We start from the raw sequence: 25627 nt of genomic DNA on the forward strand, positions 1-25627 counted from the left end.
CTACAATCGCTGGAAACGGTGGGGTGAGATGGGTGTGTTCCTCCGCATGATGGAAGGTCTGGCTGCCGCTGATGCCGACCCAAAGACCGTCATGATCGACGCGACGTATCTGAAGGCGCACCGCACGGCATCGAGCCTGCGGGTTAAAACGTATGGCTCGCCCCGTCGGCAAGCGGTTTGTGTCTGATGTTCTGAGCAGTCTGCGAAAACGTATCCGGCCTTTCGACGCGAGGTCGTTGGCCAAGATGGAGATCCGCGCGTCCTGGTCCTCATAAAGGGGCCGGCATCGAGTGCCATTTTAAGCCATAGGGTTCCAGGTCACCGGTCGACTGTCAGGCCATCTTTCACTTACCTCCCGCAGACATCATCCAGCCGGTGCAAGGTGCATCGGCTGATCTCGTTCACGCCGCTTGTGCGGCTGGATCGTAAGTACGCTCATGACGCAGCAGCGCCCAGACGATGCGCGCCATCTTGGCCGCTAGCGCCACCACGACGGTGTTGTGATGGGAACGCGACAAAAGGCCGCGTAGCCAGGCGCCAAGTCGTGTGTCGCTCTTGCTCATCGTCGGTAGTGATGCCCGGGCACCCTGGATCAGGTTTTTCCGCAGATAGCGGCTTCCGCGCTTGGTAATGCCGAGCAATCGCGGTTTACCCCCGGTCGTTGCTTGACGCGGCACGAGCCCAAGCCACGCGGCAAGATCCCTGCCCCGTCCGAATGTTCGAGCGTCGCCAACTGCAGCTACCAGCGCCGTCGCGTTCAGCGCGCCGATACCAGGAATAGTCAGGAGGCGCCGCGTTCGCTCATCCGAGCGGGCAGCCTCGGTAAACTCGGCATTGAGATCTGCGATCCGGTCATCAAGGGCAATCCAGCGCAGACGCATATCACTGACGAGCCGGTGGATACGAGAGCCCAGCACTGGCTCGTCACCATCGAGCATCTCACCCAGCCGGACGGCAAGCTTTGCGCGTCCTTGCGGGACTATGTAGCCGCGCTCCAGAAGAAGACTTCTGATCTGGTTCATCAACGAGGTGCGATCACCGACAAGCTGGTCACGGATGCGATGCAGCGTTTGCATGTCGAGTTGTTCCTCGGTTTTCAACTCGACGAACCGCATGGTCGGCCGTGTTGCCGCTTCCGCGATCGCCTCAGCGTCGCGGTCGTCGTTCTTCTGCGCCTTAACGTATGGACGGACATATTCCGGCGACATCAGCCGAACGGCATGGCCTTGTCGTGCCAGCGCCCGTCCCATGTGATGAGCTCCGCAGCAGGCCTCCATCGCCACGACGCAAGCCGGCAGACCTGCGGCGTATGTGATGACCGTGTCGCGGCGCATCCGTCGGCGGACGACGACCTTGCCGGTCGCATCCAGCCCAACCACGCTGCAGCTGTTCTTGCCTAGATCAATTCCCAGAACCGATACGTCCATGACCTTCGCTCCTTCCTCAAACGACCTGCTGTCGTAGGATGACAACGATTCGGATAAGGGGCGAGCCATCCATAAAGGGGATCTCGGGCGCCTGATTGGTCGCACCAAAGGTGGCATGAACACGAAGCTCCATGCCGTGACCGACGCAAACGGCCGTCCGCTCAGCTTCTTCATGACCGCCGGACAGGTCAGCGACTACACCGGTGCGGCCGCATTGCTCGACGATCTGCCCAAGGCGCAATGGCTGCTCGGCGACCGCGGTTACGACGCCGACTGGTTCAGGGATGCCTTGCAGGCCAAGGGCATCCAGCCATGCATCCCAGGTCGGAAGTCTCGGCTCGAGCCCATCAAATACGACAAACGCCGCTACAGGCGCCGTAGCCGTATCGAGATCATGTTCGGACGGCTGAAGGACTGGCGCCGCGTTGCGACCCGCTACGACAGGTGTCCGACGGTCTTCTTGTCCGCCATCGCCCTCGCTGCCACTGTCATCTTCTGGCTTTGATCAACGAGATGGGGTGGTTGCCGCCCCCCCGGACGGCATCGCATTATGCCAGGAAGTGCTCAAGCTTAGCGGAGAGGACGGCGACCATGATGAACGAGACGATGATTGGCGTGGATCTGGCAAAGGCTGTTTTTCAGGTTCACGGGGCATCGATGACCGGAGAGCCAAGGTTCCGCAAAAAGCTGTCACGCCAAAGCTTCTCCGAGTTCATGGCCAAACAGCCTCCCGCCTTGGTCGTGATGGAAGCTTGTGGCAGCGCTCATCACTGGGCTCGAGAGATGATCAGGCTTGGTCATGAAGTCCTGACCCTAGGTGCGACTGGTCCTGATAGCTGCTTTTGCCAGAGGCCGCTCACCCCCCTCTGCTCGTTATTGCGTGGCCTTCCGTTTCTCAGGTTTGATCCTGACCGTGCATCGCACCGGCTCACCCGCTTTCTTCGCTTCCCGCTGGCATCGCTCAAGCGCATCCTCGTTGCCTTGGCCGATCGCCGCGCCCGTCACCATCGCGTTCCAAGTATCGACCCCGTTCGTCGTCGCTAGCCGGCGCGCACCCTCCCATGCCGATCCGCCAAGTATCCGCGCTGCCGTGCTCTCAGGCAAACGCCAGCGATCCGGGGTGGCTCGTAAGATCGGTCCCGCGAGCAACGCCCACAACACGATGCCGATGATCGCACCGCCGATCGCGGACCATGCCAGCCAACGGTTTTGCTCGTCGCCCGTTCGCCCGGACACGACATAGGCATGAAGCTGCCGCGTTACGTCCTCCAAGCCTTTCCTTGCCGTGGCAAGCGCCGCCTGATCCTCGCGCCGGGCGGCGTTGCCCGCTGTGGCGATCCGCTGCGCCATTTGGTCGGGCGTCATCGCCAGCGCCGGACTTCGCGCGATCACGTCGTTGATGACAGCGATCCGGTCGGCCGTGGCGTCCACGCCCTGCTGTATGCGGCCTAATGTCTCGGTGTAGTCGGGAACGTCGATATGCGCCCGCTCGGCCGCCAAGCCCTCCACGGCACGGCGTAGCAACGCCAGCTCGCGGTCCTGGCCTTCGATCACGGCACGCAACCGGTCGAACGCCTCCGCCGGATCGCCGCCTTCCTGAATATCGTCGTCCATCGTCACCTACCGGCTCATGCCACGGTCGCGGTCACGCCCGATGCTGACCGACTGCGCCAGCTCGTTTGCGATCGATCGGCCGCGCTCCATTTTCAATTCCAGCTCGGGCGCGCGCCGGTGCAGCGCGGATTCGAGCTGCGGGTCGCGGTGCAGCCCGCCCGCGAAGCTCTCCATGCGCTTGCCGAGCCGTTCCGCACCCGCATGGTCGCCGGCACGCTCCATACTGGCCCGCGCCTCCTTCATGCCCTGCCACTGCTCCACGAACCGGCCCGCGCGCTTCTCCGGGTCGATGTGGACCTGGCGCTCGGTTTCCATCGCCTTCGCCGCGCCGCCCGTGTTCCCCTCGGCCGCGTCACGCGCGAGCCGGGGATCGCGCTCGATCGCGCTGGCGAGGTCACGCGCAGCATGTGGTCGCACCTGGTCGAGCGCGTCGCCGGCCTTTGCCAGCGCCTGTTCCTGGTGCGCCAGCACCGGCAATCCCTTGTCTCGCATCCGGCCTATATCGGCTGCGGCGCGCCCATAGCGTTCGATCGCGCGGGCCTGCGAGGGTGCCAGCGGCCGATCGGCCGCGACACGCTCCGGCGACGTCGCCTTCTCGGTCGCCGGCTTCGGCCGGAAGCCGGCGAACATGCCCTTGGCCTTGTCGCGGACCTTCGCCACCATTTCACGCGCGAGTTCCGGGAACCGGATCTCGCGCCGATCGGCGAACGCGCGCGCCTGGTCCTGCTCGGGTCGGGCATAGTCGCCGGCCATGTCCTTGCCGCGTTCGCGCGACAGGGCGCGAACAAGCTGGCGCTGGTCAGCGAAGTCGTCGCGGCCATAGTGAAGCTGCACGTCGTCGCGGTGCCGCGACATGCCGACATAGGCACTGTGGCGGTCCATCCCGGGGGTAGCGAGGACGTGCGCGCGATCGACCGTCACGCCCTGCGATTTGTGGAACGTCGCCGCATAGCCATGATCGACATGGGCATAGTCCTTCGTGTCGAACGCGACCCCGCGCCCGTCATCGAGGCGCACCGCCATGCCCCCGGGCGATACCCGCTCGATCGTCGCCAGCGTGCCGTTCTTCACCCCCATGCCGCGCTCGTTGCGCAGGAACATGATGCGGTCGCCGGTCGCGAACTGACGCTCACCGCGCTCGGCCTTCACCGTCACGTCGTCGCCAAGGTCGCCGGATGCGCGCAACCGGTCGCGCGCCTCGCCATTGAGGCTCTGCACCTCGGCGTTGGTGTGGGTGAGGATGATCCGGCTCTTGCCAGGTTCGGCCTGACGGGCACGATCCCAACCGTCCACCAGCTCGCCCCGCGCAGCCAAGCGCGTGTCGGCCGCGTGGACCATGCCCTTGCCGTCATAGGCGTGGATCGCTTGCGCTGTGCGTCCCGTCGCCAGCGCGCGCGTCGCGTCGCGCTGCCAATCCTCGCGCTGCCGTCTGATCTCGGTGATCTCGGCCGCGCCGTGCCGCTCGGTGATGGCTCGGAACGCCGCGCCCGCCTCGATCGCCTGCAACTGCTCGGGATCGCCGACCAGCACCACCTTTGCGCCCGCGTCGCGGGCGTGAGACAGCACGCGCTCCATCTGGCGCGAACCGATCATGCCGGCCTCATCCACAACCAGCACGTCCCTAGGGCCTAGCTGCTCGCGCCCCTGCCCCCATGCGTGTTCAAGGCTGGCGATGGTGCGGGACCGGATGCCCGATCCGCCCTCGAGGTTCTCGGCCGCGATGCCCGACAGCGCCGCGCCACGCACCGTGTAGCCGGCATCCTCCCACGCCTGCCGCGCCACACCCAGCATCGTCGACTTGCCTGTACCGGCATAGCCGATCACCGCCGCCAGACCGTTCGGCTGGGAAATATGCTCAAGCGCGGCAACTTGTTCGTCGCCGAGCGTTATACCCTCACTCCCGGCAGCGCGGTTGCCCTCCCGACCCCCCCTGTTTGAAGCTGCCGGGAGCCCGTGATCCGAACGCCTCGATAAATCGTCACCGGCGCGCTCCAGCCGCGCCTCGGTCGCGATCATGTCGCGCGACGTGAACCGCTCCTGGTCGCGTCCGTCCTTCCCCAATGCGACCAGCTCGGGGCTGGCGCGCACCGCCCCCATCACCTGATCGAACTGCTCCTTGCCGTCGCTGTGCCGGAACGCGAACGTCGCAAGATCGCGGGTGGTGAACGTCGCTTGGCTGCGCGTGATCGCGTCCAGCGCGACATTGGGATCGGCGATGATCTTCGCGCCGTTCTCACGGGCGATGCGCGTGTGATCCTCGATCCGCTCCGCCTCAAGCCCCTGCTCCGGCCGGCGCGATGCGGCCGGGCCGATCTTGTGCTGCGGCTCCAGCCCGATCCCCTGCGCCTCGTAACTGCGATGGTCGATGCGACCCTCAAGCCCCAGCTCCGCCATGCGTTCGTTGACGTGCGCGCTCCACGCCTCGCGCCAGTCCTTCAACAGCTCGGTACTGTTCCAGTCGCGGTTCTTCTTCCCGAACCCCTCCGGCCCCACGTCGCGCATCGTCATCATCACATGCGCGTGCGGCTTGGGCGTGCCGTCCTTCGCCTTGTCCCAATGCACGTTCAGGTCCGCGACCATCCCGCGATCGACAAACTGCTTCTTCACAAAATCGCGCGCGAGCTGGACGCCCTGCTTCTCGTTCATTTCGCGTGGAATCGAGAACTCCACCTCGCGGGCAAGCTGCGCGTCCTTGCGCTTCTCACCGGCCTCCACCTCGTTCCACAGGGTCGTGCGGTCGTTTAAACGCTCCGGTGCGCCCTCTGGCAACATCACCTCGGAGTGGATCACACCGGCCTTGTTGCTGAAGTCGTGATCGCGGTTCAGCCGATCATCGTGCAGCTCGGACGCGGAACGATAGGCAGCGCTCGCAACGGCGCTCGATCCGTTCGCGCGGCTCACAACCTTGGCGGAGAAATGGTAGATCGCCATGACGCTTCGCACACTGCCCTACTTAGCGCACGTCGGCAACGACGTATAAGCGCGCACTCACGATCTGCTTCGCATCTCCTGATTGACTTGGTGCCGCTTTCTGCCCGTTCCGGCTTTACCAGTATGCTGGACGCGCTAAGATGCTGCTGACCGATACGCGGAAGGGTGACGGCGATGCGGAAGGTTCGCGATTACGATGCCGAACTGAAGGCGCTGGGTGACAAGGCCCGCGCGCTCAAGGCAAAACGGGTCGAACAACTCGGCCAGCTCGTCGCGGCGACCGGGGCCGACGCGCTCGATGCGGAAACCCTCGCCGGCGTCCTGCTCGATGCGCTCGGGTCGAAGGATGCGGGCGCGAAGGAGGCATGGCGCGCGAAGGGCGCGGCCTTCTTTCAACGGCGCGGGCGCAAACCTGTCCCGATCGAAGTCGAGGGGGGTGCTGGCGCTGCTGCAATCGACGGATCGGGCGTTGCGGCTGAACCGGGCCGCGACGCTGCGGGCGGAAGCGGCGGAACGACGCACGGATAGCAGGGGCTGGGTCATGCAGCGTCGGGAACGCACACGCCACCTGATTGAGCTGGGCGGGCTGGTCCAGAAAGCGGGGCTGGTCGAGCTGACCGACGACGATCGCGCGACGCTCTACGGCGCGCTGCTCGATCTCGCTGGACGTGGGCGCGGCGACGATGCCGGCGACGTGCTGGCGTTGTGGAAAAGACGCGGAAAACGCGCGTTCGATGCGGAAGCCGAACCATTGATCGATAGCTGAGGTGTCCTGTGCTTTTACCTGCTTCTCAAGGCCGGCATTTCGGCGATCATCATCGTCGCCGTTTCCGAAATCGCGAAGCGCAGCCCTGGCGTCGGTGCACTGGTCGCCTCGCTCCCCCTCGTTTCCGTGCTGGGTATGATCTGGCTCTGGCGCGACACGCGCGATCCCGTCCGCATGGCAGCTCACGCCGGTGCGACCTTCTGGTTCGTGCTGCCCTCGCTGCCGATGTTTCTGCTGATCCCGGCCATGCTCAATCGCAGCGCACCGTTCTGGCTGGCGCTCACGGCTGGGTGCCTGCTCACCATCGCGCTGTACCTCGCCATGACATGGGCGGGGCCTAGGTTTGGATTGCGGCTCTGAGGAGATAAGAGGATGGCCGATTTCGATATCGAGGCGATCCGCCGCGAGGTGCGCGCGATGGATTTCGTGCGCGGCACGTCGGCGGAAATCGCCATGTGGCATCAGGACATGGCCGACGCGCGCGCCAACCTGGTCATCGAAAACATGATCCCGACGCCCAACGACGATGCGTTTTTCGAGATGATGCTGGATGAGGGCGTGCCCCCTCCCCTCGTGTCGCAAATCCTGCTCCGGCTGCTCGATCATCCCGACGCCGACCGGTCTCTGCCGGTCACGCCGATGGCGGCGCGCTGATGCCGAGGCGACGGATCAGACCCCTGTTCGCGGTCTTCGTCGCCTTCGTGGTGCTGATGGCGAGCAACGCCTGGCTCAAGGGCATCTTCGGTTATGGCGAGATCGCGACCGACATTCCGTTCCTGCTGGCCGGCGCAATCCTGTTCCTGGCCTGGCGCTACAACCGGCGCGTTACCAGCGAGCGGAACGAACTGCTCGGCTCCGCCCGGTTCGGCGACCGTGCCGATGTGCGGAAGCTGGAAGCGAACGGGGATCTCCTGATCGGCCGCTCGGCGAAATCGGGGAAGCTGCTGCATTACGACGGCGCGGCGCATCTGCTGACGATGGCACCCACCCGCTCGGGCAAGGGCGTCGGCACGATCATCCCCAACCTGCTGCTGCTCGATCGCTCGGTGATCTGCATCGACCCCAAGGGCGAGAATGCCCGCGTCACAGCCCGCGCCCGTGCCGCCAGGGGCAAGGTCTCCCTGCCCGCTACAATCCACTCGACCGGCTCGATCCTGCCAGCCTCGATCTCGCGGAAGATGCCAACACCCTCGCCGATGCGCTGGTCCACGATGCGCCGGGACAATCAGGCGAAGCCCACTGGAACGAGGAAGCCAGGGCGCTGATCGCCGGGCTGATCCTGCACACCGTCGTCCACGAACCTGCCGACGCCCGCGTGCTGGCGACGGTGCGCGACAAGCTGACGCTCGCCCCTGCCGCCTTCGCCGCGCTGCTGGCCGATATGCAGGACAGCGCCGGCGCCGGGGGCCTGATCGCCCGCGCCGCCAACCGCCAGCTCGGCAAGTCCGACCGTGAAGCCGCCGGCGTGCTGTCCTCGGCGCAGCGCCACACCCACTTTCTCGACAGCCCGCGCATCGTCGCCAGCACGGCCGCGTCGGATTTCACCTTCGCAGGATTGAAGGACACGACCGCTACCGTGTTCTTGGTGCTCCCGCCCGATCGCCTCGATACCTATGCCCGCTGGCTGCGGCTGCTGGTAAGCCAGGCCGTCACCGACATGGCGCGATCGACCGCCCGCCCTGCCCGGCCCGTGCTGTTCCTGCTGGACGAGTTCGCCGCCCTCGGCCGACTGGAGCCGGTCGAGCGTGCGATGGGGCTGATGGCGGGCTACGGCCTCCAGCTCTGGCCGATCCTTCAGGACATGCACCAGCTCAAGGCCACCTATGGCGAGCGGGCCGGCACCTTCATGTCCAACGCGGGCGTGATCCAGACGTTCGGGGTGAACGATCATGCCACCGCCGACATGCTCTCGCGCACGATCGGCGACACCACGATCGAATACGATACCGTCAGCACGTCGCGCGGCACCGGCTGGGGCGAAAACCGCGCCGGCCCTTCGGAAAGCGTCAGCGGACACGTCTCCGCCCGCCGGCTTGCCACGCCCGATGAAATCATGCGGATGCGGCCCGACCAGCTCCTGCTGCTGCGCCAGGGCGAACACCCGCTCGCGGTCGAGAAAATCCGCTATTACGATCAGCGCGAGTTTGCCGGGCTGTTTGATCCGGCTTGATTTAAGCCTTGCTGGCGACCTTCGCTGCGATAAGCATCCCGAACTACCCGAAAGCTCCTCTGCTGCCCTCACGGCGCGCTTGGGCGGCCGTGGCGAGCGATTCCGTCGCCATCCGTCCCCACTTCTTTCCCGCCCAGCCCGCGGCGCTTGCGCCGCTCCTGTGACGCCGAAGGCGGCACGAAACGAAGGGGGTATCGGCCGAAGGCCGATTCCATTGGTCCCTTCGTTGTTCGCGCGGTGGTCGGGGGCTGACGTTAAAGGATTCTGTTAAATAGGAATTGTTAAGAAGGTTAAGCCCGCAAAAAAGCGAATTTTCCCGTTAGATTACAGCGGCTTAAGCGGACCCTTGGTGGGTGAAACCCCGTGATTCGGTGTGTGATCCCCCGATAGTGGGGTGTGTGAAACCCCGAAGCCAAGGTGTGTGAAACCCCGACCGTTCGCGACCCAAAAGCTGCCGGGAATGTCACTTATCCACAGGCACCCGGCCTCCTGCCATCCCGTGTGCCCCCGAAGCTGCCCGGCGGCTGCACCGCTACGGTGTGTCATCCCCCGATAGTTGGACTGAGGGTGGGTGAAACCCCGATAGTTAGCGTCGGCCTGCAAGCCGGTCCATGTGAGCATCAACCTGATCGGCGCGCTGGCGATCGGCGGCGAAGCGGGCGTGCCGCTCCTCCTCCGCCCGCATCCTTTCACCAAAGGCTAGGGCTTCGGCTTCGCCGCGCAGCCGGAATAACACGGCTGGGCTTTTGTCGGTCGTCTCGGTCAATTCCATGCCATAGTCGGGGAGCTGATCGGCCTCGATCGCCCGCCGCAGCATGCGATTGAACTCCTTGGGTTTGGCGTCGCTGCCGGTCTTGTCGCGCAGCACCTCCACCCTGCACAGCCACCCGCCGCGCTGCGTGCCGGCGTGCTTGCGTGCGATCCGATAGAGCGCGCGTTCCAGCCCTCCCGATAAGAGAAAATAATCGGGGTGCATGGTGAGGAGCGATTTCTCGTTCACGATCCCATCGTAGACCCAATCCGATAGGGTCAGCGTCATGCCGCGGGGCTGCTCCGTCTCGGCGTCCGTGTCGAACGTCCAGCTATCGAGCCAGTTGAATCCGGCCTTCTGCCGGCGCTTGGTCGCCCGGATTGAGGTCGTGATCGATGTCGTCTGGAGCCGGAGAAGCGCTGCCTGCAATTCCTGATAATCCCGGCCGCCGGTGCTCCGCTTTATCGCGCGTAGCAGGTCGTAGGGCGTCGTCGTCAGTGTGCGCGGCAGATCGTTGATCCCCTGCTGCTTCATCCTGTTCAGGGTGGACGCCGCCCAGATCAGGATATCGGCATCCCAGATCGTCGCCATGCCGTAGTCGGGTATGGCCTGCACGCGCACCCACGCCTCGCCGTCCGGGCTGCGATACTCGATCGGCTTCAACCGCTTGCGCTTCTGGAGCGAAAAGAACGGCCGCTCCATGACCTCCCGCTGGTCCTTTAGCGGAAGGTCGCCCAGCGCCGGGATGAACAGGTCGAACTCGGGATTGGGATCGCGGCGCTTGCTCACGGCGCGAACCTGGCGTGGCCCCGCTGCACGAGATACTGCCGTAACAGGCGCTCCGTCACGACGGTCAGCGGCTCGCCCCCCTCCTCGACACTGAGCTGGCGCAGCGTTCGGTGCATGTCCTCGGGAATATGGATCAGGACGGGCTTCTTGCCGGGATGGCTGCTCCGACGTTGCGGCGCGGGCGCATCGGCCGTGCGCCGGGTTCTGGACGTGGATGCCGATCGCGCAGGTGCGCGGGCCGGCGTCGGCTCCGACGGCGGCACGGATGCGGGTGCCTCCGGCTCGTCATCGAAAATGCCCGCCAGTGCTGACGGTTTCCTTGCCATCACGCCACCTCGCTTATTGGCTTAGTCGTATAGCCGCTTAGTCGCTTAGCCTCGTCATAGGCCGCGCGCAGCTCGGCCGCGGCCTTGCCATCCGGCTCCAGCTCGGCCGCGGTCTGGCCGATCGGCGTGGCGCGGTAATAGTCCTTGCGGAAATGAAGGCGGGTGTCGAACATCGCGATGCCCTTTGCGGCGAAGCCCGCGCGGGCTTCCTCCCCCTCCCCGCCCTGATGCGGCACCTGCGTCAGGATGACTGCGAATGGCGTTCCGGCCTGCTGCACCTGCTTGACCGTTTGCAGGACCGAGTGAACGTCCAGTCCGCGCGGCGCTACGGGGATGATGACGAAATCGGCCTGTTCGGCCGCAAGCATGGCGATGTCCTTCGAGTTCGCCGGCGTGTCGATGATGATGAGGTCGAGCTTGCCGCTGGCCCGGCCTCGCGTGACGTGCAGCGGCAGGCCGGCGACGCTGCTGTCCTTCACCGTCACGTCGTCGAGCGCGCGCCGCTCGGACCAGTAGAGCGCCGATCCCTGTCGGTCGTCGGCATCGAGGATCACGACGGCAGCGCCCTCCCGCGCCGCTTCGACCGCGAAGCCCGTCGCCAGCGTCGTCTTCGACTGCCCGCCCTTTTGAGCGATGATGGCCCATGTCCTCATGGTCGACTCCTGTTAAGCGACTAAGCGGTTAATAGACATTAGTCGCTTATTCGTCTAGCCGCTTAGTCGCTTAGCCCTATCGATCTCTAATCCTGTGGTTCCACGTCCTCGTGCTCCAGCGTTTCATGACGCATCGAGCCGTGGCCCGCGATCGGGCAAAGCGGTGCGCCGGCAGTCTCCAGCCACTTGCGCGTGGTCCTGACCGTGTAGCCGCACGTCTGGCACTCGCATTTGAGCATTCGCGCCGCCTGCTTTCTCGGCGCGGTGGTCTCGCCGGCCGTATCGAGCCGTGCATGGGGAAGGTGGCCTGCGGTGGAGAGGATCGGTGCGACCGTGGCAAGGAAGGCATCGCCCGGTGTCGTCGCGCGCATCGGCCCGACCAGCCCCAGCCCGATCGCGATACGTTTAAACGCCTTCCCATGTCCGGCCGGGATGCCGACCGCCGCGTGAACCAGCTCATGCGCGAGGATGGCGGCGATCTGCGCCGGCATGGCGTCGGGCGCGTGCGCAAGGTCCGGGCGGATGAAGATTTCGAAATGGCCGTCCGCGCTGCGACGGTTGTCCCAGCACTCGCCGATTGCCTTACCCTTGCGGCCCGCGCTGGTGAAGCCGATCGCAACGCGGATGCGGTCGGGTAGGGGGCATCCAGCGCGTCGAACAGGGGGGCCATGCCGATCGCAACCCGGTTCAGCCAGCTCTCGCGGTTGTCCTGCTCCATGTCGTCGTCTCCCTTCTCAAATCGCCCTCGGGCGATGGCCTCGGCCATCGGCCCTGCCTCGTGGCGAACAGCGGGGGAGAGGGGGGCAGCGGGAATCTGCCGGGGTGGTGCGGGCGCAGCGCAGCGAGCCACGGCCCGGCTGATTGCCGTTGCTGGGGAGAGGGGGCGGCGCTCCCTTTCCCCTCCTGGCAGGATCTTCGCCGGCAACGCCGGCGTCCTCAATGCGGGGCATGCCCCGCCCGCGCGAGCGATCGTCACCCGCATGGGGCAAGACGCCGCACGGCGGCTTGATCGGAGCGCAGCGGAGATAGAGCGCGGCCCGGTACGGGCGCGCACGCCCATACGACAGGTTACTCTCGTGGGCTTAGTCGCTTAGTGGGTTAGTGGCTTACTTGCTTAGTTCTAGTCACCTGCGACCATCTCTTGGCTATAGCAGAGCACTCGATCTGCCGATCACCCGCAGCATGTCCGTGGCGAAAACGGAAAGCGGCCGGTACAGTTCGGTCCCGTTGATGTTGATCGCGTGGCGCTCCTCGCCGGCCGCCAGGACGTGATCCATCACCGCCTGATGCGTGCCGTCCGGCATGTAGATCGCGGTGAAGCCCATTCGCTTGTAGAGGCTCATCCTGGAGCTGGTCCAGAACTCCTCCGGCTCCTTGAAGAAGCCGAATCCGATGCCTTCGATCGAATTGGCCGAGTACAGCAGACGTTCGCGCGCCACCTCGCTCTTGACCGAGATTATCAGGTTGGTCGGTGCACACGGGATCAGGATGTCGCCGAGTGCCTGGAGGCTCGACATTTTCCCTTCGTTCAGGAGAACATGCCCCGGCATCTCCCACTGGGGCCAGCCTCTGGTTTCCGGGGACATGGCCGGGATGCCGGCAGAAGTCAGCACCTCGCTGCAAAGCATCTCCATGATGGCACCACCGCTGCCACAGGATTTGATCGGACCCGGATTGAAGCCGGGAGGCAGGTTCGGGTGCTGGACCATGAAGGCGGCATGCACGTTCGCCGCCGTGATTTCTTGGCCCAGGGTAAGTTCGCAGAAGTGGACGATTGCGCGTGGTGTGGGTGCCACATCGATCTGATTGAACAGGCAGGGACACAGCCGCAGCAGACGCGCGAGCGCCGCGGTGGGCATCGGCGGTGCCGGCCGCGGGGTCGCGGGCATGCTCGGTGCAGCGGCATAGTTGTAGTGGCTTGCAATGATGCGCGGCCGGAACTGCAATAAAGGACGGTTTCCGGCTCACATTGCGTGAGACGGAAGGGCGCGGCAGACGCAGTTTCGTTGAGACGCAAATCACATTCGGTGCGACGGACGTGAGATGTTCGGCGATGGGCGCAGGATCGCGGACACGGCGGTCAAAGCGGCAATCCTGCTGCTCGCATATCGTCGGTCAGTTCGCGCGCACGAGCCGGGTCGAGTCCGCCCCGGAGCAATTGGCGGATTTCCGCCGGCTTGGCGTAGAACTGGTCCGCCAGGCTCTTCGTGTCGTAGCCGTGGCGGGTAAGCTGAGGTTCGAGGTCGTCGATCTGGCGTGAAAGCACACCCTCGACGGTCGCGGCGTCGATCGGTTTCACGCTGGCCTCGAACCCTGCCTCGAACGCCCGCACAAGATGACGGCCGATCTGGAGCGGGGTCTTGAGCTTGGCGGCGAGCAGGATCGCGGCATCCTCGGTCAGCACGGCATCGGGCTCAATCCCCGGCGACAGCGCAGTGCGCAGCGCCCAGTCGATGTAATCGCGCTGACGGTCGCGCAGACCGCCAAACTCGAACACCGTCGTCCGATCGCCGATTTCCTCCATAAGAGGGCGCTTGAGGTCGTTGCGCAGCTTTGGATGGCCGACGAGGATCACGGCAAGTTGACCGCCGCCCTCGGTGACAAGCTCGACGAGGCGCTTGAGCGCGGTCAGCGTTTTGGGATGGAGGTCGTGCGCGTCGTCGACGAACAGTGCGACCGGCCGCTTGGCCTTGCGGAACAGCTCCTGCAAATCGCGTTCGCGCCGTTCCGACTGGCTGGGGATCGAGACGGTCTTCTCCGACGAGAGGTCGTAGAACAGGGCCGCGACCAACAGCGGTACCGATATCTTGGCCTTCTCCAGGCTGAGCGCGCGCGACACGATCACGCGCCCCTCGCGCTCCAGCTCTTCGCGCAGTCGCCGCGTCAGCACGGTCTTGCCCGAGCCGATGGTGGCGGTGAGCGCAACTAGGCGTCCGCCATTAATCGCAGTCTTCAGATCATGGGTGAGCTGGGCATGATGCTCGGTCTCGAAGAAGCCGAGATCGACCGGAGGCCGGGCCAGTCCGTAATAGCGCATTACCTCGGTTTGCATCAGCCGCTCCGTCTATGGCCGGGCGGGAATCGCCTGCGGATTTCTTCCATCACCTCGGGCCTGGAGAGCGTGCGCGCGAGCAGCGCGTCGATGAAGGCGCGGTCCTCCTCGCAAAGCCCGCCCAGGGGCAGGCGCAACTCCTCGGATATGGCGAAGCGTGCCTTGAGCGGCGTGGCGAAGGTGAGTTCGCCGAACGGGTCGGGATCGGCAAATGGCCGGGCCGGCACAGGCGCGATCCCATCGGCAGGCTTGCGACCGATCACCACGATGTCATTCTCGCCCGTCAGGACCGAGCGGGGAATCCCGATTTTCGTTGCCAGCGCATCAACCCGATCCGCGCGAATCTCACGCCGGCTCTTGCGATGTTTGCGGTAGCGATGCAGCGGCACCGGCCCTCCGACCGGATCGAACGGTCCGTACCGCTCGTCGCCATATTCAACCCATAGCTCCTGGTCGAACAGCCCCCACCAGACGACGACCGTTTCGCCGGCCACCTCGGACGTGACCTCATAGGTAACGCCAGCGACGGTCAGGCGGCAGTCGAGCCCGACCTTGCGGCGTTCGGGCTCGCGGGCGAATGCACAATAGCGCTCCCAACCGCACATGGCGCGAATGCCGCCGTCGGGCAGATGCCCGAGCCAGTCGTCGATCCGGGAATGCGGCTCGCGACGATGATCGCCACCGTTGTAGGTGGCGATGTAGCGGGCCAGCCAGCGATTGGCCTCTTCCTCACTGGTGGGTTCGTGGAAGTGGTACAGCGTCTCGTGCGCTTCCTTGACGGTGCGGAACGGTCGCTCGACCTTGCCTTTGGCGCGCGCGGTAGTGCGGCGTCCGTCCGACCCTGCCGGCATGTGCGGGGTGACGGTGATCCCGAGACATTCCATGACCCGCTTGAACACGCTCGATTTGCCGACCGGGCCGCCATCGAGCTGGATGTTCTCCGGAATGCCTTCGAAGGGATTGTCCTCCTTCGGCGCCATCGCCCGGAACAGGAAGCGCAGCGCCGCCTCGGCATCCTCGCCGTAAACCAGCGCATATTCCTGATAGACGACGCCCGACCGGTCATCGACCACCGAGAACAGCATCAGCGTCGGTGCGCCGCCCCGATCGGGATCGATCCAGGTCGGGGCTTTCAACTGTTTGAGGTCCGACGGGCTCATGTCGAAATGCCAGAGCATGTTGGCGCGTTCGGCCTGATAGCGCACCGCAGTCGGCTCGCGCGTCATCCGCTCGGTGTCGTACCCGCGTTGCCGCATGTGGCGATTGAGCGTCGAGGCCGCCAAGCGCCCTGACGGCAGCTTCACCAGACCGCGATCGGGGGTCTCGACGCCGTGTTCAGTGACGATTTCGAGGATACGTTTCGTCGAGAGGCGACGACCCTGCCGGTTGGTCGTGCGGCTCTTCATCGCCGCGACGACCTCGCACCACCACTCAATCTCGTCGGCAGGCATCGTCCGCGACAGACCACGATCGGCGCGGTGCGCGTCCTTCGGACGCCTCTCGCCGCGCAACAGCCGGTAGAGCGTGGCGCGGCTGATATCGTAGAGTTCGGCGGTCGATGCCATCAGCGGCTGCCGCTCAGGATGCCTCGCCGGAAGTGCCGCCAATCGACGCCGGAGCGTCACGATCGCCTCAATGGGGACCGTGACGCCCGCGCTCATTACGCAGCCTGGCTTTGTAGTTGCCGACTGGGACCAGCATCGAGCAACGCCTGCCCCGGCGCCTTGGGAGTGCCGTCGCCGTTGACGTAGACATAGAGCGTGGTGGTCGTGATTCCGAGCCGCTTGGCGACATCGGCTGCGACGGCACCCCGATCGGACATCGCCGCCATCGCCATCGTCAGCGTCGCCCGGTTCATCTTGCGCGGCCGACCGCCCATGCGACCGCGCGCGCGCGCCGCAGCAAGGCCGGCATGGGTGCGCTCGGCGATCAACTCGCGCTCGAACTCGGCGAACGCCGCGAAGATGCCGAAAGCGAGACGGCCATTGGCAGACGTTGTGTCGATCTGCGCGCCGGCACCGGCCAGGACCTTCAACCCGACCCCGCGCGACCGGAGATCCTCCGCCGTCGTCACGAGGTGACGCAGATCGCGACCGAGCCGGTCGAGCTTCCAGATGACGAGCGTGTTGCCTGGCTGGAGCGCCTTCAGGCAGGCGGTGAGTCCCGGCCGGGCATCATGCCGACCCGAGGCCATATCCTCATAGATGCGGGATGGATCGATGCCGGCCGCGAACAGTGCGTCGCGCTGCGGCTCCAGCGTTTGCGTGCCGTCCGACTTGGACACCCGGATATAGCCGATGAGCAATGCGTACCCCGCCAGAAAAGATCACCGGCATGGTGCAAGATGGCGCTGGTTTTCACAACGGGTTTTCTTGCTGTTTTCGGGCAGCCGGAAGCGGCATCGCCCGACCGCGAGAAAACCGCTCGTTTTCCTGGCGGTCCCGGCATCGGTTTCCGGCGATCAGGCTGCGCTACGGTTTTCCACCGCCTTGCAAATTCTTTCTGCTGTCGCCTTGAGCACCTGTTCCACCAAAGCCTGGGAACCGAGCGGTAAATCCGAGGATTTGAATTCGGATACTAATCGCGCGCAGCCGTCGGCCCAACTTCGCCTCAACTCCGTCAATCGCTCCGACAGGTCGCCTGTGCGACCATCAACGGCTGCCTGGGCCTCTCGCTCGAGTTCGGCGGCAGCGCGCAGCACGTGCACGAGCTTTGCTTTCATGGGCTCAGGCAACTCGGGTAAATCGCCATGGGGATGGCTGCCGGAGGCCATCATGGCCTGGTTCCGTTCCGAAACCTCCTCCATGATTCTGGCATAACGCTCAAACCCGGGAAAGCGGTCACACAGATCGCGTAACGCCCGGTCGCTTGCAGTGGTGTAGATGGCGTGCAGGTCCTGCATGTGGCCGATCATATGATTGGCCAGCGCGATCCCGGTGATTCCCTGCGCTTCAAGCTGGCGGACCCGCAGGTTAATGGCGGCAGCGATCCGGTTGGCATCGGTCATCTCGCACCCGTCCTTTCGCTGCAGCATCGTGAGCACGTCGCCTTCGACTGGAGGCAGCACCGCGTGATTGCAAGCGTCGTGCGGAGCGGACCATGCCTGCGGTCTGTCATGGCTTAGCAACCTCACAGGTCGAAAGGGCCACGAAGTCGCAACGTCATGGCGTGTCCGCGATCCTGCGCCGATCGCCGAACATCTCGCGTCCGTCGCACCGATTGTGATTTGCGTCTCAACCAATGTGAGCCTGCCGGCCCCTAACGTCTCACCCAATGTGAGCCGGAAACCGCCCTTTATTGCAGTTCCGGGCGATCATCATTGCAAGCCGCTACAGCTATGGGGACTGGGCGACACCTCGTCGTCGGACGGGCAGTTCTTCCGTGCGGGCGGACGAGGTGAGGCGCGCGCCGACCACAACGCCCGCTACGGCAGCGAGCCGGGCGTGCTGTTCTACACCCATGTCTCCGACCGTTATGCGCCCTTCCACAGCAAGGTCATTGCCCCCAATACCGGCGAGGCTTCGCACGTCATTGACGGGCTACTCGACCATGAAAGCGGCATCGCGATCCGCGAACATGCGACCGATACCGCCGGCGCCGTCGATCACGTCTTCGGCCTGTGCCACCTGCTCGGCTTCCGCTTCGCACCCCGCATCCGCGACCTTGGCTAACGCCGCCTCTATGCCATGAGTGACCTGACACCTTGGCCGACACTTCGTCCGCTCGTCGCCGGTCCGGTGAACCTCCGCGCCATCGAGGAGGACTGGAACGAGACGCTGCGGCTTGCCGCCTCGATCCGGGCCGGCACCGTCCGCGCATCGGTGATGCTGCGCAAGCTTGCCGGCTATCCGCGCCAAAATCCGGTCGCCCGCGCGTTGCGCGAGATCGGGCGGGTGGAGCGCACCCTGTTCATGCTCGACTGGCTCGACGATGCCGATCTGCGTCGCCGCACCAACGCCAACCTCAACAAGGGCGAGGCCCGCAACGTGCTCGCCCGCGCGGTCTTCTTCAACCGGCTCGGCGAGCTTCGCGACCGCACCTTCGAGAACCAGCGACACCGCGCCTCCGGCCTCAACCTCATCGTCTCGGCCATCATCCTGTGGAACACAGTCTATCTCGGCTGCCGATGATCAACAGGCGCCGCAATGTTCGCTCACCCATCCGCGAGATCGCACCAAGCTTCTGTTTGCCGCCCATCGAGGCTTGTTTTGGCACGAGCCCAAGCCACGCAGCAAAGTCGCGCCCCTTGGCGAATTTCTCGGCTAGTGGCGCGATGGCAGCAATGGCGGTTGCGGTAATCGGACCGATGCCGGGAATAGTCATCAATTGGCGCGCCACCTCGTCCTCGCGAGCCCGGCGCGCGATTTCCTTGTCGAGGGCTGCTACTCGTTTGTCGAGTTCGGCCAGCCTCTCGATCATCATCGAAAACATCGGTCGTGCCGCCTCCGGCAGTGTTCCCCCGATCTCGCCGCCATCAAGCAGATCCGCCAGCATCGCAAGGTGAGCCGCACCTTTGGGTGCAACCCAGCCATATTCGGCCAAGTGACCGCGGATCGCGTTGCCGAGCTGAGTGCGCTGCTTGACCGCCAAGTCGCGCGTGCGGAACACCAGCGCGGCTGCCTGCTGTTCCTCGGTCTTCACCGCGACGAAGCGCATGCTCGGCCGCTGTGCCGCCTCGCAGATCGCCTCCGCATCCACCGCATCGTTCTTGTGCCGCTTTACAAACGGCTTGACGTACGCAGGTGGGATCAGTCGGACCTCATGTCCCATCGCCCGCAGCTCGCGAGCCCAATGATGTGCACCACCGCACGCCTCCAGCGCCACCAAGCAGCGCGGATGTGCCGCGAAGAAGTCGAGCAGCTTTCCGCGCGTGATCCTGCGACTGAACACAGCTCGACCGGTCGCATCGGCGCCGTGCGCGTTAAAAACATGCTTGGCGATATCGAGACCGATCGTGGTAACCTCTGCCATGGACGCCTCCCTCAGTGGTGTTCAACACCCCCACTATTGCACATCGATGCAGTCGGGGGGCGTCCACCCGATCACCTCTGTCTGATTTGCGTCTCATCAAACGTGCGTCGGCCGAAATCGTCTGCGTCTCACATAGACCGAGCGCAAAAAGCGCATCTATTTGCAGTTCCGGACGACCGTCATTGCAAGCAGCTACACTTACGAATTTAGCAGAGCATTGGAGCGGATCACATTTGCTGAGCGCTGAATGTGATGATCCAGGGACTTGACCGCACGATCAACGTCTCGCTCTAACGCAGCCGTGAATATTTCCTGATGCTCCTGATGTACCTCCTTGGGAATCGGGCCTTCTGTGCCCGACAATCTGCGATAACGCTCGGAGTTTTGGAATAGGGTCTGCCTGAAATGCCTTCGCCAATTGGACGGAGAAGCTGCTAGAAGCGCTTCGTGAAACTCCTTGTTCCTAATTTCCCATGCATCGAAGGCGTTTGCGGTATCGGTCTCAAGCCGACCTTGAGCAAGCGCCAATCGGTGAAAAGCAGAGGCCAGATTGTCCTCCCAATTGTGGTCTCCAAGTGCGATACTTTCGACTAGGGCGCTGGTCTCCAGCATAATGCGCGCACTAGTAAGGTCTTCAAGATCCGATAAAGACATCGGTGCGACGGTAAATCCTTTTTGACCTTCGGCGATTACGAGGCGGTCGCTCATTAGGCGTGTCAGGGCCTCCCGCAGCGTACTACCGCTCACGCCCAAGGAAGATTTAAGGTTTTCAAGGTGAAGCCTCGAACCGTGAGGATAATCGCCGCCAACGATTTGATTTCTGAGCATTGAGTAGGCCCACTCGATAGCCGTTGCCCCTCGTTTATCAGCACGGTCGTTAATCGGGCGTGAAATCGCTTCAAAGGCTGCGCCCCTTGTGGCCTTCATATCGGTAACCCCTTCCACATTTTCGATCTTCATCATGGCTGTGCGATTCATCAGCGGAACCAGACCGGAAAGCAACATCCGCACCATCCAAACGCCGAGCGAGGCGCGACTGGAAGGCAGAAGCGAGGCATACCCCCGGCATTGCTCACGATGCACCCTCTCGGGGCTCCGTGGGAGTTTCTTCAGCCGTGTACGCTAAGGGAACACGAAGTTCTTGGGATTGAAGCGGTTGGCGCGGATCGGGCGGTAGCGTTCGAGGGGGCGGTCGATCTCGTTCCACAATAATCGCCGGTCAGCGCGATATGGCTCCAGGGCAGCGGCGCGACCTGGGCGAGAAGCGCATCGGGGATCGTGGTCCCCTGGTCGTGGACGAAGCGGACGGCGCGGCTGAGATAGACGGTGTTCCACAGGATGATCGCGTTGACGACGAGGTTGAGGCCCGAGGCGCGATAGGCCATCGTCTCGGCGACGCGGTTGCGCAGTTCGCCGAGCTGATGAAGGAACACGGCGCGCGCCAGGGCATGGCGGCTTTCGCCCTTGTTGAGGATGGCGTGGGACCGCCGGCGCAGCTTGGGATCGAGGAGCCAGTCGCAGATGAAGATCGAGCGCTCGATCCGCCCGATCTCGCGCAGCGCGACCGACAGCCCGTTCTGGCGAGGCGTCGCGGCGATCTTCTTGAGGATTACTGAAGGGGGTACGAGCCCGGCGGCGACCGAGGCGCCGAGCCGCAGCACCTCGTCCCAGTGCGGCTCGATCCTGTTCATGTTGATCGTGCCGCCGATCAGCGCGTCGAGTGGATCGTAGGCGCTGTCGGGGGCGATCACGAACAGCCGGCGATCGCCCAGGTTGCGGATGCGCGGGATGAGCCGGTAGCCGAACGCGTGGAACATGGCGAAGGTCGTCTCGGTCGCGCCTGCGGTGTCGGTCGCATGCTCGTGTATTTCGATCGAGCTTTCATTGTGGACGAGCCCGTCGAGCACATAGGGCGCTTCGCTCTCGGAGGCCGAGATCAGCCGGGAGAAGAAGGAGGCGAACCGGTTGGAAAGGAACCCGTAAAGCGAGGCACCGGGCCGCTTGCCGTATTTGGCGTTATAGTCGAGGCTGGCCTCGCCGCGACCACCAGCGGGAAGAACTGTCCATCGGACGAGGATACATGGCCATCGCCCCATATCGCCGCGAACGGATGGGCCTGCTGCGCATCGACCAGCACGGCGGTTGCCGTCGCATAGGTTTCGGGGCGAAAGTGGCGATCGGGCTGATCGAAAGCCCCTTGTCGGTAAGGGTGGCGTCAGGGATCGCATCGGCCGCCGCCGCCTGCGCGATTGCCTTCAGCCGGGCATCAAGCGTCACGGTACGCTCCTTGCGCCATGCATCGAAGCTGTCCGGTACGGCGAGCCCCAGGCGACCCTCGGCTCGCATCAGGTTGAAGGTCGGCCGCGGCAGGAGATAATCCTCGAAGCTGCGCCAGGCGCGGCTACCCTCGACCCAGATGTCGCCGGCACGCAACCGGTCGCGCAGATGGACAAGAACCGCGACCTCCCAGGCGCGGACATCGAGATCGCCGCTCCCTGAGCGAACCCGGCGTCTCCATTTGCGGGTTAGAAAGGACAGCGGCACCGTCTTCGGCAGCCTGCCGCCCCCATACACCGCCCGCAGCAGCTCGATCGACGGAAGGATCTGATCGGTCGGGCGGAACGACCGAAAGCTGAACGCCGCGAACACGAGCCTGGCGACGGCACGCAACGATCTCTGGCGATCGACCAGCTCGTCGAACTCGTCGTGCCGGTCGGGATGAACGAGACCCGAGGCGACCGCGACACTGGTCTCCAGCACCTCCCATCCGAGCGTGCTGGTGATCGCCGCGGAGAGATCAGCGCCGCTCGCGCGCGCCGCCAGTAGCGCTTGGCCGAGCCGCACATGGTCCACCGCGACACGGGCCAGGATATCGGCCTCGCGCAGGCGCCGCTCGGTGCGGCTCCACTCCGCCTTGCGCCGGCGGTGCCGAGCAGACTGCCGAACAGGTCGATCGCCAGATCGGTCAGCGCGGCCTGGCGCTCGATCACGAACGCGGTCAGCGTCGCATAGCGGCGATCGGCAGAGAAGCGCTGCATCTCGCGGGCGTGAAGGATCCGCGCTTCCCTGGCGATGACGCCGTAGCGGTTGGCGTGGATCGTCTTTCGCCGTTCGTCGGTGATGCCTGCGCGGCGCACGACCTCGAGCCGCGCGATCACCGCCTTCAGGCTCTTCGGTCTGGCGCCTTCGGGCGCATCGGCGATCCAGCCGAGCAGGGTTCGTTCTCCGCTCCGCTCGCTGAGCAGCTCGTCCAGGCTGGCGAGCGTGGCCGGGGCAAGTCCGGCGATCAGGTGCCGATACGTCTGTCGTCGCGCCATGGCGCGACCGGCCAGCGCAAGTCGCTCGACCAGGCCCGCGCCCGGGACGACGATGCGCGCGGCCTTCAGCGCGTCGATCACGGCGAGTACGATCGGTTCACCCTTTCCGTGGCGACAGCACCTGTCGCCGCCGCGCGGATGCACAATCGGTAATCCCGCTCGCGCATCGTGCGCAGGTCCAGTTGGGCCACGATCTCGGCCAGATGCTCGCGGCGGGTCTCGTCACGCCGGGCGTAAAGCTCGAACACGACCGGATCGATGCCGATCTGGTCGGCGACCGTATCCAGGACGGCAGCCGGGATCGTCTCGCCCGGGCGCAACGGCCGCCCGAGATCGCGCACCAGCGCCAGCTGCACCGCAAAGCCCAGCCGGTTGTGCGATCGGCGACGACGCCTGGCGAAGGCGACGTCCTCCGGCGTGAGCGCATAGCGCGCCAGCGTCTCTTCGTGGGTGTCGGGAGGCTCGAACAGGACCGCTCGCGCTTGAGCGTCCAGGAAGGCCATGCCCGCGATCCGCTCCTTCAGCCGGTGATTGCGGGCTTGTCGGCGGTCCCGGCCCCAGCCCATCCGGTCCGCTTCAGCATGTCGATCAATGTCGAGCGCGGCACCTTGAAGCTGCGGCACACCGAGGCCTTGCTGGCACCGCCCTCCAACGCCGCCAAAATCTGGTCGATCTTCTCCGCATCGATCGTGGGCGGCCTGCCGCCCTTGCGGCCACGTCGACGCGCCGCCACGAGCCCGGCGTTGACGCGCTCGGTGATCAGCGCCCGCTCATATTCGGCGAGCGTGCCGAAAAGGTTGAACAGGAAGCTGCCATGCACGCTCGTCGTGTCGATCGCCTCGGTCAACGATCGGAAGGCGACCCCGCGCTGTTTCAGCTCCTCGACGATCCGGATCAGGTGCGACAGCGACCGGCCGAGCCGATCGAGCTTCAAACGACCAGGACATCGCCCTCGCGCAGGTCGGCCATGCATGTCTTGAGGCCGGGCCGGTCATCTCGCGCGCCCGAGGCGCGATCGTGATGCAGGTGCCGCTCGTCCACCCCTGCGCCGAGCAGGGCGTCACGCTGCAGGTCGACCGATTGGCGCTCATCATTGGTCGACACCCGCATGTAACCGACTAGCATGTGCGACAAACCCCCGATCGGACATTGACGCACACCGTAGCGATCCGACAGGGATTGTCGCGCGGGATATTACGGCTTTCGCGACGCTAGACCATTGGTCACACGCCAAGCACGACAATCACCTCAGACCGTCCGAAAACGTCATGAGGGATTCCAGCGTGGCGGCCGGATCGATATGATCCGGCATGGGGTACATCGAAGGGCTTTCACGCGATCAGATGCTGTTGCTGCCGGCATCGGTCGATGACTACGTATCGGCGGACAACCCGGCGCGGTTCATCGCGGCGTTCGTCGACGATCTGGACCTGGGCGAGCTTGGTTTTGGCCGGGCGCGACCCAAGGCGACAGGCCGGCCCGGCTATGATCCTGCTGATCTGCTGAAGCTGTACCTCTACGGCTATCTCAACCGGGTCCGGTCGAGCCGGTGCCTGGCGGCAGAGGCGGGACGCAACCTGGAAGTGATGTGGCTGCTGGGTGGCCTGCGACCGGACTTCCGCACGATCGCGGATTTCCGGCGCGTCAACGTGGCCGCGTTCAAGCCATTGTTTCGGTCGTTCATGCTGCTGTGCCGCAGGCTCGACCTGTTCGGGCGGGAGCTGCTGGCGGTGGACGGCACACGGCTCAAGGCGGTGAACAGCCGTCGGCGCAACTTCACTCGCCAGAAGCTGGCTGGGTGGATCACGATCGCCGATGAGCGGATCGAGGAATATGTGACCCGGCTCGACCGTGCCGACCAGGCCGAGACTGAGGCGGAAGGAGCCTCCGCACGCGCCGCGGTGCTGACAGCGAAGATTGCGCGAATGCGCGAGCGCCGGCTGCGGCATTCAGCGATGCTGGCCGAGCTTGTGGCCAGCGGCGAGAGCCAGAAGTCGCTGACCGATCCTGATTCTCGCGGCATGGCGATGCACCCCAAGGTCGGCGTCGGCTACAACGCGCAGGTCGCCGTCGACGCACGGCACAAGCTGATCGTGGAACAGCACGTCACTAACGCCGGCAGCGACCTTGGATTGCTGGCGCAAACGGCCGGCGCCGCGCGCGAGATGCTGGGCGTCGAACGTATCGCAGCGGTCGCTGACAAAGGGTATTACAAAGGCGAGGACATTGCTGCCTGCGAGACTGTAGGCGTGGTCCCCTATGTCGCTCGACCCGAGCGCGGCCCCGCCATCGACGATGGCTATTTCGCCAAGAGCGCGTTTCGATACGTCGCGGCGCAGGACTGTTACATCTGTCCTGCCAGCCAGCGACTCGATCCGTTCAGCCGTTCTGTGAAGGACGGGCATCATACCATCCGCTACGGCAACCGGCAGGCCTGCCAGGACTGCGCGCTCAGGCCACAATGCGCGTCGGGCGCGCGGCGCACCATCAGCCGCTGGGAAGGCGAGGCAGTACTCGACCGCATGGCAGAGCGGATCGCTGCCCGCCCAGACATCCTTGACCGGCACCGTGAGACGGTCGAGCATCCGTTCGGCTCGATCAAGCAGTGGATGAATCAAGGTGCGTTCCTGACGCGCGGGCTTGCAAGCGTGAACGCAGAGTTCAGCCTCACCTCGATCGCCTACAATCTGAGGCGAGCCATCACGATCCGCGGGATCCCCGCCATGCTGCAGGCCATGCAGGCCTGAAAGGCACGCGTCTGGCTGCCCGAAACGCCCTTATAAGCCGGCTATCAGCAGCCAGGGCGCGGCTCTCGCGCTATCAAAGCGGACTTGGGACGAAAACAGCGTCAGCGACGACA

At 64.8% G+C, this 25627-nt stretch carries 21 protein-coding genes and 7 pseudogenes; 10 read left to right on the forward strand and 18 right to left on the reverse strand.

Annotation, left to right across the window (positions count from 1 at the left end):
• Window positions 1-166, forward strand: a pseudogene (locus H4W01_RS22255) (IS5 family transposase); the annotation flags it as partial.
• A 235-nt stretch (window positions 167-401) separates the two neighbouring features.
• On the opposite strand, the gene H4W01_RS22260 reads toward H4W01_RS22255, so the two are convergent.
• Window positions 402-1427: an IS110 family transposase gene (locus H4W01_RS22260; protein WP_159513066.1), complete on the reverse strand. Its 1026-nt coding sequence runs from the start codon at window positions 1425-1427 to the stop codon at window positions 402-404.
• Between the two features lie 67 nt (window positions 1428-1494).
• On the opposite strand from H4W01_RS22260, the pseudogene H4W01_RS22265 reads away from it, so the two are divergent.
• Window positions 1495-1932: pseudogene (locus H4W01_RS22265) on the forward strand (IS5 family transposase); the annotation flags it as partial.
• 368 nt (window positions 1933-2300) lie between these two features.
• On the opposite strand, the gene H4W01_RS22270 reads toward H4W01_RS22265, so the two are convergent.
• Together H4W01_RS22270 and traA are read right to left on the reverse strand one after the other, a co-directional pair.
• Entirely contained in the window at window positions 2301-3041 is a 741-nt protein-coding gene (locus H4W01_RS22270) for a DUF6118 family protein (protein ID WP_126849413.1), read from the reverse strand.
• A gap of 6 nt (window positions 3042-3047) precedes the next feature.
• The gene (gene traA / locus H4W01_RS22275; RefSeq protein ID WP_126849407.1) at window positions 3048-5972 is read right to left on the reverse strand and encodes a Ti-type conjugative transfer relaxase TraA; all 2925 of its coding nucleotides are present in this window, start codon (window positions 5970-5972) and stop codon (window positions 3048-3050) included.
• Between the two features lie 174 nt (window positions 5973-6146).
• Between traA and H4W01_RS22280 the strand changes: the two genes are divergently transcribed.
• The 6 genes and pseudogenes from H4W01_RS22280 (at window position 6147) to H4W01_RS22300 (ending at window position 8908) form a co-directional block, all read left to right on the forward strand.
• Window positions 6147-6500, forward strand: coding sequence for a conjugal transfer protein TraD (locus tag H4W01_RS22280; protein ID WP_126849406.1), 354 nt, complete (start codon window positions 6147-6149; stop codon window positions 6498-6500).
• Between the two features lie 13 nt (window positions 6501-6513).
• A complete protein-coding gene (locus H4W01_RS22285) occupies window positions 6514-6738 on the forward strand; it encodes a conjugal transfer protein TraD (protein WP_126849405.1) in 225 nt (74 codons plus the stop codon).
• Window positions 6739-6744: 6 nt separating this feature from the next.
• Window positions 6745-7098, forward strand: coding sequence for a DUF3147 family protein (locus H4W01_RS22290; RefSeq protein WP_126849404.1), 354 nt, complete (start codon window positions 6745-6747; stop codon window positions 7096-7098).
• Between the two features lie 12 nt (window positions 7099-7110).
• Window positions 7111-7392 carry a hypothetical protein gene (locus tag H4W01_RS22295; RefSeq protein ID WP_126849403.1) on the forward strand — a complete coding sequence of 94 codons (282 nt, stop codon included), beginning with the start codon at window positions 7111-7113 and terminating at the stop codon, window positions 7390-7392.
• Between the two features lie 323 nt (window positions 7393-7715).
• Window positions 7716-7793, forward strand: a pseudogene (locus H4W01_RS23010) (type IV secretory system conjugative DNA transfer family protein); the annotation flags it as partial.
• A complete protein-coding gene (locus tag H4W01_RS22300) occupies window positions 7790-8908 on the forward strand; it encodes a type IV secretory system conjugative DNA transfer family protein (protein WP_409574496.1) in 1119 nt (372 codons plus the stop codon). The pseudogene H4W01_RS23010 and the gene H4W01_RS22300, both read left to right, overlap by 4 nt.
• A 586-nt stretch (window positions 8909-9494) precedes the next feature.
• Here the strand turns inward: H4W01_RS22300 and H4W01_RS22305 are convergent.
• The 9 genes and pseudogenes from H4W01_RS22305 to H4W01_RS22345 all read right to left on the reverse strand — a co-directional run bounded on the left by H4W01_RS22305 (window position 9495) and on the right by H4W01_RS22345 (window position 17486).
• On the reverse strand, window positions 9495-10448 hold the full coding sequence (locus tag H4W01_RS22305; RefSeq protein ID WP_126849402.1) for a replication initiator protein A: 954 nt from the start codon (window positions 10446-10448) through the stop codon (window positions 9495-9497).
• On the reverse strand, window positions 10445-10774 hold the full coding sequence (locus tag H4W01_RS22310; RefSeq protein ID WP_126849401.1) for a hypothetical protein: 330 nt from the start codon (window positions 10772-10774) through the stop codon (window positions 10445-10447). The genes H4W01_RS22305 and H4W01_RS22310 overlap by 4 nt, the downstream gene beginning before the upstream one ends.
• Window positions 10774-11427, reverse strand: a complete 654-nt coding sequence (locus tag H4W01_RS22315; RefSeq protein ID WP_126849400.1) for a ParA family protein — start codon at window positions 11425-11427, stop codon at window positions 10774-10776. Before H4W01_RS22315 ends, H4W01_RS22310 begins: the two co-directional genes overlap by 1 nt.
• A gap of 86 nt (window positions 11428-11513) precedes the next feature.
• Window positions 11514-12145, reverse strand: a pseudogene (locus H4W01_RS22320) (transcription elongation protein SprT).
• A 427-nt stretch (window positions 12146-12572) separates the two neighbouring features.
• On the reverse strand, window positions 12573-13286 hold the full coding sequence (locus H4W01_RS22325) for a hypothetical protein (protein ID WP_126849399.1): 714 nt from the start codon (window positions 13284-13286) through the stop codon (window positions 12573-12575).
• A gap of 221 nt (window positions 13287-13507) precedes the next feature.
• A complete protein-coding gene (locus H4W01_RS22330) occupies window positions 13508-14479 on the reverse strand; it encodes an ExeA family protein (protein ID WP_126849568.1) in 972 nt (323 codons plus the stop codon).
• Window positions 14479-16140: an IS481 family transposase gene (locus H4W01_RS22335; protein ID WP_126849569.1), complete on the reverse strand. Its 1662-nt coding sequence runs from the start codon at window positions 16138-16140 to the stop codon at window positions 14479-14481. Before H4W01_RS22335 ends, H4W01_RS22330 begins: the two co-directional genes overlap by 1 nt.
• Window positions 16140-16784: a recombinase family protein gene (locus tag H4W01_RS22340; RefSeq protein ID WP_126849570.1), complete on the reverse strand. Its 645-nt coding sequence runs from the start codon at window positions 16782-16784 to the stop codon at window positions 16140-16142. Before H4W01_RS22340 ends, H4W01_RS22335 begins: the two co-directional genes overlap by 1 nt.
• A 156-nt stretch (window positions 16785-16940) precedes the next feature.
• Window positions 16941-17486 carry a hypothetical protein gene (locus H4W01_RS22345; protein WP_126849571.1) on the reverse strand — a complete coding sequence of 182 codons (546 nt, stop codon included), beginning with the start codon at window positions 17484-17486 and terminating at the stop codon, window positions 16941-16943.
• Between the two features lie 331 nt (window positions 17487-17817).
• Here H4W01_RS22345 and H4W01_RS22350 point away from each other — a divergent pair.
• Window positions 17818-18597: pseudogene (locus H4W01_RS22350) on the forward strand (Tn3 family transposase); the annotation flags it as partial.
• A gap of 1 nt (window position 18598) precedes the next feature.
• On the opposite strand, the pseudogene H4W01_RS22355 reads toward H4W01_RS22350, so the two are convergent.
• The 6 genes and pseudogenes from H4W01_RS22355 to H4W01_RS22385 form a co-directional block, all read right to left on the reverse strand.
• Window positions 18599-19450, reverse strand: a pseudogene (locus H4W01_RS22355) (IS110 family transposase); the annotation flags it as partial.
• Between the two features lie 198 nt (window positions 19451-19648).
• Entirely contained in the window at window positions 19649-20455 is an 807-nt protein-coding gene (locus H4W01_RS22360; protein WP_209613633.1) for a GntR family transcriptional regulator, read from the reverse strand.
• A gap of 104 nt (window positions 20456-20559) precedes the next feature.
• Entirely contained in the window at window positions 20560-21546 is a 987-nt protein-coding gene (locus H4W01_RS22365) for a Tn3 family transposase (RefSeq protein WP_209613635.1), read from the reverse strand.
• A 429-nt stretch (window positions 21547-21975) separates the two neighbouring features.
• Entirely contained in the window at window positions 21976-22848 is an 873-nt protein-coding gene (locus H4W01_RS22960; RefSeq protein ID WP_334685447.1) for a hypothetical protein, read from the reverse strand.
• The gene (locus H4W01_RS22380) at window positions 22845-23270 is read right to left on the reverse strand and encodes a DUF4158 domain-containing protein (protein ID WP_209613641.1); all 426 of its coding nucleotides are present in this window, start codon (window positions 23268-23270) and stop codon (window positions 22845-22847) included. The genes H4W01_RS22960 and H4W01_RS22380 overlap by 4 nt, the downstream gene beginning before the upstream one ends.
• A 17-nt stretch (window positions 23271-23287) precedes the next feature.
• A pseudogene (locus H4W01_RS22385) lies at window positions 23288-23892 on the reverse strand (recombinase family protein).
• Between the two features lie 185 nt (window positions 23893-24077).
• Between H4W01_RS22385 and H4W01_RS22390 the strand changes: the two are divergent.
• Entirely contained in the window at window positions 24078-25514 is a 1437-nt protein-coding gene (locus tag H4W01_RS22390) for an IS1182 family transposase (RefSeq protein WP_209613643.1), read from the forward strand.
• Window positions 25515-25627: the final 113 nt, after the last annotated feature.

This window comes from Sphingomonas sp. PL20, assembly GCF_017875905.1.
GTDB classification, from domain to species: Bacteria; Pseudomonadota; Alphaproteobacteria; order Sphingomonadales; family Sphingomonadaceae; genus Sphingomonas; species Sphingomonas echinoides.

Excerpts from the sequence above, each read along its gene's own strand:
- H4W01_RS22315 (WP_126849400.1), bottom strand. The coding sequence starts at position 11,427 with ATGAGGACATGGGCCATCATCGCTCAAAAGGGCGGGCAGTCGAAGACG.
- traA (WP_126849407.1), bottom strand. The coding sequence starts at position 5,972 with ATGGCGATCTACCATTTCTCCGCCAAGGTTGTGAGCCGCGCGAACGGA.
- H4W01_RS22260 (WP_159513066.1), bottom strand. The coding sequence starts at position 1,427 with ATGGACGTATCGGTTCTGGGAATTGATCTAGGCAAGAACAGCTGCAGC.
- H4W01_RS22285 (WP_126849405.1), top strand. The coding sequence starts at position 6,514 with ATGCAGCGTCGGGAACGCACACGCCACCTGATTGAGCTGGGCGGGCTG.
- H4W01_RS22380 (WP_209613641.1), bottom strand. The coding sequence starts at position 23,270 with ATGGCCTTCCTGGACGCTCAAGCGCGAGCGGTCCTGTTCGAGCCTCCC.
- H4W01_RS22365 (WP_209613635.1), bottom strand. The coding sequence starts at position 21,546 with ATGGGGCGATGGCCATGTATCCTCGTCCGATGGACAGTTCTTCCCGCT.
- H4W01_RS22270 (WP_126849413.1), bottom strand. The coding sequence starts at position 3,041 with ATGGACGACGATATTCAGGAAGGCGGCGATCCGGCGGAGGCGTTCGAC.
- H4W01_RS22310 (WP_126849401.1), bottom strand. The coding sequence starts at position 10,774 with ATGGCAAGGAAACCGTCAGCACTGGCGGGCATTTTCGATGACGAGCCG.
- H4W01_RS22360 (WP_209613633.1), bottom strand. The coding sequence starts at position 20,455 with ATGTTGCTTTCCGGTCTGGTTCCGCTGATGAATCGCACAGCCATGATG.
- H4W01_RS22325 (WP_126849399.1), bottom strand. The coding sequence starts at position 13,286 with ATGCCCACCGCGGCGCTCGCGCGTCTGCTGCGGCTGTGTCCCTGCCTG.
- H4W01_RS22335 (WP_126849569.1), bottom strand. The coding sequence starts at position 16,140 with ATGAGCGCGGGCGTCACGGTCCCCATTGAGGCGATCGTGACGCTCCGG.
- H4W01_RS22345 (WP_126849571.1), bottom strand. The coding sequence starts at position 17,486 with ATGACCGATGCCAACCGGATCGCTGCCGCCATTAACCTGCGGGTCCGC.
- H4W01_RS22330 (WP_126849568.1), bottom strand. The coding sequence starts at position 14,479 with ATGCAAACCGAGGTAATGCGCTATTACGGACTGGCCCGGCCTCCGGTC.
- H4W01_RS22390 (WP_209613643.1), top strand. The coding sequence starts at position 24,078 with ATGGGGTACATCGAAGGGCTTTCACGCGATCAGATGCTGTTGCTGCCG.
- H4W01_RS22295 (WP_126849403.1), top strand. The coding sequence starts at position 7,111 with ATGGCCGATTTCGATATCGAGGCGATCCGCCGCGAGGTGCGCGCGATG.
- H4W01_RS22280 (WP_126849406.1), top strand. The coding sequence starts at position 6,147 with ATGCGGAAGGTTCGCGATTACGATGCCGAACTGAAGGCGCTGGGTGAC.